At 71.3% G+C, this 11,755-nt stretch carries 11 protein-coding genes and 1 tRNA gene; 7 read left to right on the forward strand and 5 right to left on the reverse strand.

The features are described from left to right. Positions 1-100: 100 nt before the first annotated feature. A complete protein-coding gene (locus tag VH112_01270) occupies positions 101-2,299 on the reverse strand; it encodes a transglycosylase domain-containing protein (protein ID HEX4538849.1) in 2,199 nt (732 codons plus the stop codon). A 65-nt stretch (positions 2,300-2,364) separates the two neighbouring features. Here VH112_01270 and selA point away from each other — a divergent pair, with 65 nt between their 5' ends. Together selA and selB are read left to right on the forward strand one after the other, a co-directional pair. Next, positions 2,365-3,627: an L-seryl-tRNA(Sec) selenium transferase gene (gene selA, locus VH112_01275; protein HEX4538850.1), complete on the forward strand. Its 1,263-nt coding sequence runs from the start codon at positions 2,365-2,367 to the stop codon at positions 3,625-3,627. After that, the gene (gene selB / locus VH112_01280; protein HEX4538851.1) at positions 3,627-5,375 is read left to right on the forward strand and encodes a selenocysteine-specific translation elongation factor; all 1,749 of its coding nucleotides are present in this window, start codon (positions 3,627-3,629) and stop codon (positions 5,373-5,375) included. Before selA ends, selB begins: the two co-directional genes overlap by 1 nt. Positions 5,376-5,446: 71 nt before the next feature. On the opposite strand, the gene VH112_01285 is transcribed toward selB, so the two are convergent. Both VH112_01285 and VH112_01290 read right to left on the reverse strand, forming a co-directional pair. After that, complete coding sequence (locus VH112_01285) at positions 5,447-6,421, reverse strand: alpha/beta hydrolase (GenBank protein ID HEX4538852.1); 975 nt, start codon at positions 6,419-6,421, stop codon at positions 5,447-5,449. Between the two features lie 82 nt (positions 6,422-6,503). After that, positions 6,504-6,773, reverse strand: a complete 270-nt coding sequence (locus VH112_01290) for a WhiB family transcriptional regulator (protein ID HEX4538853.1) — start codon at positions 6,771-6,773, stop codon at positions 6,504-6,506. Positions 6,774-6,896: 123 nt separating this feature from the next. On the opposite strand from VH112_01290, the gene VH112_01295 reads away from it, so the two are divergent. Further along, the gene (locus VH112_01295) at positions 6,897-7,889 is read left to right on the forward strand and encodes an ArsA-related P-loop ATPase (GenBank protein HEX4538854.1); all 993 of its coding nucleotides are present in this window, start codon (positions 6,897-6,899) and stop codon (positions 7,887-7,889) included. After that, positions 7,886-9,007, forward strand: a complete 1,122-nt coding sequence (locus VH112_01300) for an ArsA-related P-loop ATPase (protein ID HEX4538855.1) — start codon at positions 7,886-7,888, stop codon at positions 9,005-9,007. The genes VH112_01295 and VH112_01300 overlap by 4 nt, the downstream gene beginning before the upstream one ends. Positions 9,008-9,035: 28 nt before the next feature. On the opposite strand, the gene VH112_01305 is transcribed toward VH112_01300, so the two are convergent. Beyond that, entirely contained in the window at positions 9,036-9,386 is a 351-nt protein-coding gene (locus VH112_01305; GenBank protein ID HEX4538856.1) for an STAS domain-containing protein, read from the reverse strand. A gap of 102 nt (positions 9,387-9,488) precedes the next feature. Here VH112_01305 and VH112_01310 point away from each other — a divergent pair, with 102 nt between their 5' ends. The 3 genes from VH112_01310 (at position 9,489) to VH112_01320 (ending at position 10,817) form a co-directional block, all read left to right on the forward strand. Continuing rightward, positions 9,489-9,923 carry a response regulator gene (locus VH112_01310; GenBank protein HEX4538857.1) on the forward strand — a complete coding sequence of 145 codons (435 nt, stop codon included), beginning with the start codon at positions 9,489-9,491 and terminating at the stop codon, positions 9,921-9,923. A 94-nt stretch (positions 9,924-10,017) separates the two neighbouring features. Then, positions 10,018-10,095: transfer RNA gene (locus VH112_01315), tRNA-Pro, on the forward strand. 125 nt (positions 10,096-10,220) lie between these two features. After that, positions 10,221-10,817 (forward strand): dihydrofolate reductase family protein, encoded by a 597-nt coding sequence (locus tag VH112_01320; protein HEX4538858.1) that lies wholly within the window; start codon positions 10,221-10,223, stop codon positions 10,815-10,817. Between the two features lie 34 nt (positions 10,818-10,851). Here VH112_01320 and VH112_01325 read toward each other — a convergent pair. Beyond that, positions 10,852-11,755, reverse strand: a 904-nt coding sequence (locus VH112_01325) for an aldehyde dehydrogenase family protein (GenBank protein ID HEX4538859.1), incomplete at its 5' end; no start/stop codon positions are given.

Below are 11,755 nucleotides of genomic sequence, written 5' to 3' on the forward strand. Positions count from 1 at the left end.
GTGAAACAGTAGGTAGTTGCAGACGCCGCCTTCGAACCCCGCGGGACGAGCCCCAGGGCGCGGCGCCTCGACGATGAGCACGGCCCAGAGAGGCCGGCACCTACGGCCTGGGCAGCAGCCCGGTCGTCGTGGTGGTGCTGTGGGACGGCGGTGCCGTGGTCGTCGTGGTGGCCGACGATGACGACGGCGTCGTGGTCGTCGTCGGCTCCTGGGCCTGCGGGGTGGGTGGCTGTAGGACGTACGGCCCCCCCTGCCCGGTCTGAGCCGGGCTCTGCTGCGTCCCCGGCGAGACGCCCTGTGGCTGGGTCGGCGGGGGCGCGATGAGCGGCGGCGGCTGACTGAAGTCGGTGACCGGCACCCCCTGGAGCGCCTGGATCATGAAGTCGTGCCAGGCCTGGGCGGGGATGGTGCCCCCGAAGACCTCCCCGACGCCCTTGATCCCGGTCAGCGACTTCGTCTCGGAGTCGGAGTAGCCCATCCAGACCGCGGTGGACAGCGTCGGCGTGTAGCCCACGAACCAGGCGTCGTGGAAGTTCTCGGTGGTGCCCGTCTTGCCCGCCGCCGGCCGCCCGAGGACAGCGTTGGGGTTGCCGGTGCCCTGCGAGATCACGCCCTTGAGGATGTCGGTCACGTTGTCGGCCACCGGCCGGCCGACGACCTGATCGCCGTTCGGGTGCGAGTTGTCCAGCAGCACCTTGCCGCTCGAGTCGGTCACCTTGATGACGGGCGACGGCTCGATCCTGAGGCCGTGATTGTCGAAGGTGCCGTACGCCGAAGCCATGTCGAGGGGCGAGACGCCGATCACGCCGAGGGTGTACGAGAGGCCGTACTCCTCGGGGTTGTAGAGCGCGCTGGTGATGCCCATGCGCTTGGCCATCTCGGCCACGTCGCGCACTCCGGTGTCCCGGATGATCTGGGCGTAGACGGTGTTGACGGACGCCCAGGTGGCGCTGGCGATGCTGGCCGGTGGACCCGCCTGCCCCTCGGCGTTGTGGATGGTGCAGCCAGGACCGGCGCAGTTGGGCACCTGGTACACGGTGGGTGCCGGATAGGTGCGGCTGGGAAGGAACCCCTTGGAGAGGGCGGTGGCGAGGGTGAAGACCTTGAACGCCGAGCCCCCCTGGCGGCCGCCGCCGCCACCGACGACTGTCCCGCCATCCCAGCAGGAGGGGGTCACCTCTTCCTGGATCGTTGGCGGCGGCCGGGCCGGGCACCCGCCGAGAGCCAGGTTGACCTGCGAGGCGCCGAAGTCGCGCCCGCCCACGATCGCCTTCACGTAGCCGGTGGACGGCTCCACCGACACCAGCGACATGTCGAGGGGGGGCTTGGTGCCGTTCAGCTTGTTGGCAACGGTGGCCTCCGCCGCACTCTGGACGGCCGGGTCGAGGGTCGTCTGGACACGTAGGCCGCCATGGAAGACCTCACCCGGTCCCAGCTTGGCCAGGAGATAGCGACGCACGTAGTCCTCGAAGTACGGATAGGCGATCTGCGGCTGCGCCGGTGGGTAGAAGACGGTGGCGGGCACGCCGTACTTGGCTTGCGCTGCCGGGGTGACGTGCTCGGCGAGCGCGGTGGCGTAGTCCTCGGGCGTCAGGTAATGCTGGTCGCGCATCAGGCCGAGGACGGTCACGCGACGCTGCTCGGCCAGCTCCTGGCTGACCAGCGGGTCGTAGTAGCTGGGGGCGGGGATCAGCCCCGCGAGCATGGCCGCCTCCGATGCGTCCAACTGGCTCACCGGTTTGCGAAAGTACGCCTGCGACGCCGCGCCCACCCCGTACGCCCCTTCACCGAAGTAGATGGTCGAGAGGTAGCGGAAGAGGATCTCGTGCTTGGGTAGCTGCCGGCTGACCTGTGCCGCCAGGATGGCCTCCTGGAGCTTGCGCAGGATCGTGCGCTGGCCGCTGGTGTAGGCGTTCTTGGCGTACTGCTGGGTGATGGTGGACCCGCCCTGGACCGTGCCCCGGATGTTGGCCAACACCGCCCGCATGGTGGAGGTGAGCGAGAGCGCGCCCTCGTCGTAGAAGTTGCGATCCTCGGACGCGATCACGGCGTGGTCCAGCACGGCGGGGACGTCCTGCTCGGCGACGGGGATGTTCTCGCCGAAGGCGTGGAACTGCCCGAACTCGTGGCCGCTGGCGTCGAGGAGGTGGCTCGCCACGGACGCGCCGGGCTTTGTCGGGGGAAGAGCCGCGGGAAGGGGCAGATAGAGGAACGAAGCGAGCACCGTGCCGCCCACAGCGAACGGCACGACCACCCCGGAGAGCCCCAACACGGCCAGCGGACGAAGCAGCCGTCTCATTTGTCGGCCCCTATGGTGGCACGACCAGCGAGCCCCGCGAACAGGCCCCCGGTAGGCTCCGGCAGGTGAGGCCTCCCTCCGTGGACTCGCTGGCCAGGAGCCTCGCCGACACCGGTCTTCCCCATCCGCTGCTCGTCGATGCCGCCCGGGAGGCGATCGCCGCCGGCGAGCCCGGCTCGGCGGCCGCCCGAGCCGAGTCCCTCTCCCGCACCCTGCTGGGCCCGGTGATCAACGCGACCGGCGTGCTGCTGCACACCAACCTCGGCCGGGCGCCGCTCGGTCCCAAGGCCGAGTCGCCGACGATGAGGGGCGTCAACCTCGAGCTCGACTTGGCGACGGGCCGGCGCGGATCGCGCCAGTCCCACACCGCGGCGCTGCTGGCGCGAGCGGCCAGCTGTGAGGCGGCGATGGTCGTCAACAACGGCGCAGCCGCGGTCCTGCTGGTGCTGACCGTGCTCGCCCGGGACCGCCCGGTGGTGGTCAGCCGGGGTGAGCTGGTCGAGATCGGCGGCGGCTTTCGCATTCCCGACGTGATGGCCGCCTCTGGCGCCCGCCTCGTCGAGGTCGGTACCACCAATCGCACGCGCCGGTCCGACTACGCCGTCACCCTGTCGGACGAGCCGGCGTTGGTGCTGGAGGTGCACCAGTCGAACTACCGCGTCGTCGGGTTCACCGAGTCCGCGTCGGTAGCCGAGCTGGTGACGCTCGGCCCCCCGGTCGTCGTCGACATCGGTTCGGGGCTCCTCGACGAGCGGACGCCGTGGATGCCGGCCGGGCCCCCGCGGTGGCTGGCCGGGGAGCCGGCAGCCCGCCAGACCCTCGAGGCCGGGGCCGCCCTGGTGACGTTCTCCGGAGACAAGCTCCTCGGCGGCCCCCAGGCGGGTGTGATCGCCGGGCGGGCCGACCTGGTGGCCGCCTGCGCCCGCCATCCCCTGGCCCGGGCGCTGCGCCCGGGAGGCCTGGTGCTCGGCGCCCTCCAGGACACGCTCCTGGCCTATCTACGCCGCGACGCGGCCGCGATTCCCTTCTGGCGCATGGCCTCGGCGGAGGTGGCCGAGCTCCGCCGTCGGGCGACGAGCCTGGGCGTCGGCGATCCCGTCGAGTGCTCGTCGGTCGCCGGCGGGGGATCGCTGCCCGGCCTGGACATCCCCTCGGCGGGCGTTGCCCTCGACGGGGACCATACGGCCGCCCTCAGGGCCCACGACCCACCTGTGATCGCACGGGTCACCGAGGATCGCACCGTGGCCGACCTGCGCACCGTCGACCCCGGCGACGACCCCGTCCTGGCCAAGGCGCTCGCCGGGGCGGCCAGGCCGCGGGCGGACTAGTGCACGTCCTCGCCACGGCCGGCCACGTCGACCACGGCAAGTCGACCCTCGTCAAGGCGCTGACCGGCACCGACCCCGACCGCCTCGCCGAGGAACGCGAGCGGGGGCTCACCATCGATCTGGGCTTCGCCTGGACACAGCTGCCGTCGGGCGCCGAGCTGGCGTTCGTCGACGTGCCCGGCCACATTCGGTTCATCAAGAACATGCTGGCGGGGGTGGGGGCGGTAGACGCCTGCCTGTTCGTCGTGGCTGCCACCGAGGGCTGGAAGCCCCAGTCGGAGGAGCACCTGCGCATCCTGGAGCTGCTGGGCGTGCGCCGCGGGCTGGTGGCCCTGACGAAGGTCGCCGGCCTCGACGACGAGTGGCGCGAGCTGGCCCGATTGGATGTGGCCGACCACGTGGACAGCACGTTCCTGGCCGATGCCGAGGTCGTCGCGGTCGACGCCCCGGGCGGGCTCGGAGTCGACGCCCTCCGGGAGGCCCTCGACCGCCTCCTGGTCTCCACGCCCACCGCCGCCGACCACGGCCGTCCCCGCCTGTGGGTCGACCGCTCGTTCTCGGCCCGAGGGTCGGGCACCATCGTGACCGGCACCTTGACGGGCGGTTCCCTCGAGGTGGGCGAGGAGCTGCTCGTCGTCGGCCCCAACATGCGGGGGCCACAGAAGGTCCGGGTGAGGGCGCTCCAGAGCCACAACGAGAACCGGACGTCGGCGGGCCCCGGGCGGCGGGTGGCGGTCAACCTCAGCGGCCTGGCCCACGAGCGTCCCTACCGCGGGGACGCGCTGGTCCGACCGGGACAATGGTTCCTCGCCCGAAGGCTCGACTGCGCCCTGGGGGTGCTGGCCACCCTCGACCACGACGTCAGCCGGCGAGGCGCATACCAGGCCTACGTGGGCTCCGGAGAGCACGCCGTCCGCCTCCGCGTCCTCGGGGCCCAGGCCCTGGCGCCGGGCACCGACGGCCACGTCCGGCTCCATCTGCCCGTCCCGCTTCCGCTCCTTCCCGGAGACCGCTACGTGCTGCGGGAGAGCGGGAGGTCCGAGACGGTCGGTGGTGGGGAGATCCTCGACGTCGATCCCGTGCTGCCCGCGGCGAAGGCCGCGCCGAGCCGTTCGGTCGCCCGGGTGGTGGCCGAGCGGGGATGGGTCGAGGCCGACGCCCTCGAACGCCTGACCGGAGAGCGTCGCCCGCCCAACATCGCCGGGCGGTGGGTCGTCGACTCGGCCGCCCTGGCCGAGGTGGCCGGGTCGGTCAGGTCGGCCGTCACCGGCGCCGGACCGCTGGGCCTCGACCTGGCGACGCTGGACGAGCGGCACCGGGACGTGGCCGCCACGCTGGACGGCGTCGTGATCGAGGGCGGCTGGGCCCGCCCCGCCTCGAGCAGAGGAGCTCACGAGCGGCTCGCCGGACATCCGTTCCTGGCCTCGCTGCGAGCCGACCCGTTCAGCCCGCCGGATCCCGACGGCGGGATCGAGCGGGTGGAGCTGCGGGAGCTGGTCCGCCTGGGCCTGGTGGTGGAGCGGGATGGATGCTGCTTCGCCGCTGAGGCGGTCGACGAGGCCTCGCGCCAGGTCGCTGGCCTTCTCCTGACCCACCCCGAGGGCGTCACCGTGGCCGCCATCCGCGACCGGCTGGGGACCACCCGAAAGTTCCTGCTCCCCCTTCTGGCTCACCTCGATGCCAGCGGGGTGACCCGGCGGCGGGGTGACCTGCGGGTAGCGGGTCCACGCGTGCCCACTTTGGACTAGGTGCTCGGCGCGTCGGGGCGAACGTGGGCGCGCCGGGGAAGCGCGCGATGCCCACTTTCGCCGAGGCGTGATCAGGCCGGGCGCCGGAGCCGACCGGCCGCCCGTTCGGACACCTCGAAGGCGGCGGCGACGGTCTCGGCGAACGCGTCGGGATCCGTCAGCGGCCACGAGTGGCTGCCCTCGACGATCGCACCCCTCGAGCCCAGCGCCGCACACAACCCGTCGAAGGAAGCACGGGGCACGACGCGGTCGCCCGCTCCCCAGATGGCGGTGGCGGGCAGGCCCCTTCGCCCGAGCTCGGTCAGCTCTGGAGTGAGGTCGCACGCCCGCACAAGGAGGGCAACGCGCCACAGCGCCAGCGGGTTGCGCACGACGTTGGGCAGGGCGTCCTCGAGAATCGACCGAACGTGGCGGGGCGACAGCCTGGGCAGCAGGTCGAGCGGCACGCGCAGGCCCCACTCCCACAGCGGGCGCTCCGACAACGTCCGGGCCCGGTCACCGAGGACGCGCCAGCTGGGATGCCCGATGGCGTCGACCAGCACCAGCGACGAGACCCGTTCGGGGTGGTCATGAGCCAGCTTGATCGCCACGCCACCGCCGAAGGAGTGGCCGACCAGCGAGACGGGCTCGTCCACCGCCAGGACCGTCAACCAGGCATCCAGCCACTCGGCGTAGCCGGCGAAGGAGACCGCCTCTCGGGGCAGGTCGGCGGTCCCTCCGAAGCCCGGAAGGGCCGGGGCGTAGACCCGGTACCCGAGGTTGACGATCCGCTTGAGGGCCCGCTTGTAGGCATGTTGTCCCAGCGCCCAGCCGTGCAGGAAGACCACCGGTCGCCCTCTCCCGGCGACGCCGTAGTACGCGGGACGGCCGGACACGGTGGTGTGCTCCCAGTCGAGATGGCCGCGCCGGCCCGTCTGGGGCTCGGGCCCGTCGGCGAGACGAGCTGGCGTGCTCGCCAGCGCCGGGAAGAGCACCCACGGCAGCTGCGTGAACGGCCTCGTCGTCACCGCGGCCAGACGGCCGGCGGCGGCCCAGGATCGGGCCACGGCGCGAGGGCCGATCCTTATCGGCGTGCTCCAGGTCACGAGGGTCGAGGACACCCGGGCGAGCGGTGACGCCGCCTGGGCCCTATCCGGCCCTCCCCGTCCCTGCCAGCATGCCCTTGCGCTCCACCTCGTTCAGGCCGCCCCAGATCCCATGCGGCTCCCGGATGCGGATGGCGTAGTCCAGGCACTCTCTCCGAACGGTGCAGGTCGCGCAGATGGCCTTGGCGCGGGCCTCACGGACATTGCGCTCGTCCTTGCGCTCGAAGTGCGAGGGTGGGAAGAACACCGAGGCCTGCGGTCCCCGACAGGCTGCCCGCACCTGCCACGCCTCTTCGACTCGTTGAACGCTCACGACTCCCCCTCTCTGAGCATCGACCCTACCGCTGGCGCGCCCGGTCAACAAGGGTCTTGTGGGAAGAAAGGCCACTGACCAGGGAGTTTGCCGGCGGCGGGCGAAGGCTAGTGTGCCAATTGCATGGATATCGCCGGCTTCTGCACCCAGAGCTCGGTCATCATCGTCGCTGGCAAGGGCGGGGTCGGGAAGACGACGGTGAGCGCCGCCCTGGCCCGCACGGCCGCCCGCAGCGGGTTGTCGGTCCTGATCGTGGAGCTGGAGGGCAAGAGCGGGCTGACGGCGGCGCTGGGCCATCCCGAGCTGCTGACCTACGACGAGGTCGTGCTCAGCCCCGAGGGCGTCGGGGCCGCCCACGGTGGGCCGATGGGCGAGATCCGGGCCAGGACCCTCACCCCGGACGACGCCCTGCTCGAGTACCTCATCGACCACGGCCTGCGGCGGGTGTCGAAACGGCTGGTCAACTCGGGTGCGCTGGACGTGGTGGCGACGGCGGTCCCCGGCATCCGGGACATTCTGGTCCTGGGCAAGGTGAAGCAGCTCGAGCGGTCCCGACGGGCGGACGTCATCGTGGTGGATGCCCCCGCCGCCGGCCACGCCATCACGTTCCTCACCAGCGCCCAGGGCCTGCTGGACTCGGCCCGGGTGGGACCGATCCGCACCCAGGCGGCGGACGTCGTCGACCTGTTGTCCGACGGGGCCCGCTGCCAGGTGGTGCTGGTGACCCTGGCCGAGGAGACCCCCGTCAACGAGACGGTGGAGACCGCCTACAAGCTCGAGGACCGGGTCGGCACGAGCCTGGGCCCAGTGATCGTCAACGGGATCTACCCCCACCTGGATCACCTGGACGCGGACCCGATCCAGGCCGCCGCTGTCGCCGGCGTCGATCTGAGGCCCGGGGAGGCGGATGCACTGCGGGCTGCGGCGGAGTTCCGCCGAAGGCGGGAGGAGGTGCAGGCAGAGCAGATGACACGGCTCGCCGACGCCCTTCCGCTCCCGCAGCTGCGGCTACCGAACCTGTTCACCACCGAGATCGGCCTGGACGAGATCGACCAGCTGGCCGATACGCTCGCCGCCGGCCTGGAGAGCCTGCCCGAGCTCGAGTCGGCGTCGTGAGCGACGTCGCCGCCCTGGTCGCCGAGCGAGCGATCATCGTCTGCTGCGGGTCGGGGGGCGTGGGCAAGACGACGACGGCTGCCGCCATCGCGGTCGAGGCTGCCCGTCTCGGCCGGCGGACCTGCGTCGTGACCATCGACCCCGCCCGACGACTGGCCGATGCCCTCGGCCTGCGCTCGCTCACGAACACCCCCGGATTGGTGAGGGGGAGCTGGCCGGGCGAGCTGTGGGCGCTCATGCTGGACACCAAGGGGACGTTCGACGATCTCGTCGTCCGCTACGCGCACGATCCGCAGCAGGCCCAGGGCATCCTCGACAACCGGCTCTACCGCAACCTCTCCGACGCGCTCTCCGGCACGCAGGAGTACATGGCTATGGAGAAGCTGTACGAGCTGCACGAGGAGGGCGGGTTCGATCTCATCGTGGTGGACACGCCACCGACACGAAGCGCGCTCGACTTTCTGAGCGCGCCCCGCCGCCTCACCCGGTTTCTCGACAACCGGATCTTTCGCATGCTGATAATGCCCACGAGGGCGTACCTGCGAGCCGTCAGCGTCGCCACCCAGGCCTTCCTCCGGACAGTGGCGAAGGTGGTCGGAGCCGAGATGGTGAGCGACACCGTCGCCTTCTTCCAGGCCTTCGAGGGAATGGAACAGGGCTTCCGCAACCGCGCCGAGCGGGTGCTGGAGCTGCTGTCGCAGTCCTCGACGGCGTTCGTGCTCGTCGCCTCGCCCCGCCGCGACGCCGTGGACGAGGCCATGTTCTTCGCCGAGCGCCTGGGCCGGTCCCATATCGCCGTGCAGGGGCTGGTCGTCAACCGCCTGCATCCGCGCTTCGACGCCGGGTCAGGCGAACCGTCCGCATCCGACGCTTCGGGCGCCGATCCTCTCGCAATGATCACCGGGGACGAGCGGGCCCTGGCGGCGCTTGTCGCCAACCGCGACGAACTGCGCGCCATGGCGGCGCGCGAGGAGGGTCACTACGCCGCCCTGGCCGCCCAGGTCGCCCCTGCCCCGGTGGCACGGGTGCCGTTCCTGGCCGACGACGTCCACGATCTCGACGGGCTCGCGGTGATCGCCGATCACCTGTTCGGACACCCCCGGCCGGCGGTCGCCTGAGCCGCCCGGCTCGATCCCGCTGATCGCGTCAGGTGGGGGAGGGCCCCGGCACCAGGGAGGCCGCCGCCTCCTCGACCGTCTCGGCGACGGTGACGATGCGGTCGAAGCCGGTGGTCCGCAGCAGGCGGGTCAGCGTGGGGCGGCTACAGCTGACGGCAACATCGCCGCCGAGCTCGCGAGCCCGACGGATCCCGCCGATGAGGGCACCCAGGCCGGCCGAGTCCACGAACGGCACGCCCGACATGTCGATCAGCAGGCGCTCGCTGGACGCCAGCTGGGCCAGGGACTGGCGGAACTGGCTGACCGTGAAGGCGTCCAGCTCACCGACCGGCCGACAGATGGTGTAGCCGTCGGCAGAGTCGATCTGGATGTCGAGCACGGGGTGTCCTCCTTGCTGCCGCTGCCGGCGTCCGCCTGACCTGGTGGAACCGGCAACGATATGGGATGGTACCCGGGCGGGCCGGCGGATTACCCTTCGAATGTGCCGCACATCCTGGTTGCCAGTGACTCCGCCTCGGTGCGAGAGGACGTCAGGTCCGTGGTGAGCAGTCGCGACACCGTCGTCACCGAGGTGACGAAGGGTAGCGCGGTCGCCCCCGCCGTCCGGACAAACCCCCCCGACCTGGTCGTGGTCGACCTCCAGATCGGCAACATGGGCGGCATGGCCACCTGTCTCGATCTTCGTCTCGAGGAGTCGGCGGGTCGCCTGCCGCACGTCGGCGTGCTGATGCTGCTGGACCGTCGGGCAGACGTGTTCCTCGCCCGCCGGGCGGCGGCCGACGGCTGGATCGTCAAGCCGCTCGACCCGCTCCGCCTGGGCCGAGCCCTCGGCGAGGTGCTCGCCGGGCGCAGCTACCACGATGCCTCGTATCAGCCGACACCCACGTTCGTCGGGGCCGGGGGGGGCGCCAGCTGAGGATCCAGCGCCGGCATCGCGTCGCCAGGGTCGTCATGGAGGCGTCGTCGGGTACGATCGGCACGGCTCGGCCGCAGCTCGGCGGCAGGCCAAACGGGAAGTAGCGCAGCTTGGTTAGCGCGCAGCGTTCGGGACGCTGAGGTCGCGGGTTCAAATCCCGCCTTCCCGACCAGAGTCGAGGCGCTCGTTCAGCGCCGACGCGGAGGCGGACAAGCGACCGATTGGCGCCGATGATTTCGACGGGCAAGCTACGTCCCTTGTGGAGGTGAGTGACCTGCGAGAGCACGGAGGACAACGATGCGCGTCGTGATCAGCGACTTCATGAGCCTGGACGGTGTCGTTCAGGCCCCCGGCGGGGCGAATGAGGATACCGATGGTGGGTTCGCACACGGTGGCTGGTCGATGCCCTTCTTCGATCCAGCCACCATGGGACCGGCAGTCGGCGAAGCTATGGAGTCCACCGAGGCGCTGCTCTTCGGTCGCCGCACGTGGCAGACAATGGCAGCCGCCTGGCCGGGCCGCGCCGGTGATCCCTTCGCCGATCGAATGAACGAGATCACCAAGTACGTCGCTTCCCGGACCCTGACTCAGCATGACCTCGCATGGACCAACTCGACGCTGTTGCCCGCCGGCGACGTCACGAGCGCGGTGCAGCGACTGCGGCGCGAGGGCAGCGGCGACATGCAGGTCATGGGAAGCCCCAGCCTGGCGAGGATGCTCATCAGCAACGACCTGGTCGACGAGTACCGCCTGATGATCGAACCGGTCGTGCTCGGCGGCGGCAAGCGTCTCTTCCCCGAGGACGGGGGGTCCAGGGTCCTCGAGCTGACGTCACACACGCTCAGCGCCACCGGGGTTCACATCTGCACCTACCGTCCCGTCCGCGCCTCCTAGACCACCCACGGCCACGATTGGCCGACCGGAGCGATCAGCCGCCCGGCGGCGTCCAGCCGGCCGGAAGGCTCACCGACTTGTACTCCAGATAGCCGGCGAGGCCCTCGGGGCCGAGCTCACGACCGATCCCCGAATCCTTGTAGCCGCCGAAGGGGGCGCCGAACTCGAGCATGAACCCGTTCACGGTGTAGGTGCCGGTGCGAACGCGGCGGGCGATGTCCAGGCCCCGCTCGACATCGGCGGTCCAGACGGTTCCCGAAAGCCCGTAGTTCGAGTCGTTCGCGATCGTCACCGCCTCGTCGACCTCCCCATAGGGGATGACCGCCAGGACCGGTCCGAAGATCTCCTCCTGGGCGATCCGCATGCCGTTGTCAACGTCGACGAACACGGTGGGCTCGACGTACCAGCCCTTCGACAGCCCCGACGGCCGCCCGCCGCCTAGGGCGATCTTGGCTCCCTCCTCCTGCCCGGCGGCGATGTAGCCCTCGACCCGATCGCGCTGCCGGGAGGTGACGAGGGGACCGATCTCGGTCACCGGATCGAGCGGGTCGCCCACGGCCATGGCGCCGACGCGCTCGCACAGCTGGTCGACGAGCTGCTGGTAATGGTCACGAGGCGCCAGGATCCGCGTCTGGGCCACGCACGCCTCGCCGTTGTTCATGAGCGACGCGGGCAGCAGTCCGGCGGCTACCTCGCCGATGTCGGCGTCGGGCAGCACGATTGCCGCCGACTTGCCGCCCAGCTCGAGGGTCACCCGCTTGAGGCGCTCGCCGCACAGGGCGGCGATGCGCTTGCCGGCCGCCGTGCTGCCCGTGAAGCCGATCTTGTCGACGTCGGGATGGGTGACCAGATGCTCGCCCACCTCGCGGCCGGCCGGCACGACGTTCACCACGCCGGGCGGCAGCCCCGCCTCAGCGAAGATCTCGGCCAGCACGTTG

It is taken from the genome of Acidimicrobiales bacterium, from assembly GCA_036270875.1.
Lineage (GTDB): Bacteria > Actinomycetota > Acidimicrobiia > Acidimicrobiales > AC-9 > AC-9.

Bases quoted from the DNA above. Each gene is read 5' to 3' on its own strand.
- VH112_01270 (HEX4538849.1), bottom strand. From the start codon at position 2,299: ATGAGACGGCTGCTTCGTCCGCTGGCCGTGTTGGGGCTCTCCGGGGTG.
- VH112_01295 (HEX4538854.1), top strand. From the start codon at position 6,897: ATGGATATCGCCGGCTTCTGCACCCAGAGCTCGGTCATCATCGTCGCT.
- VH112_01320 (HEX4538858.1), top strand. From the start codon at position 10,221: ATGCGCGTCGTGATCAGCGACTTCATGAGCCTGGACGGTGTCGTTCAG.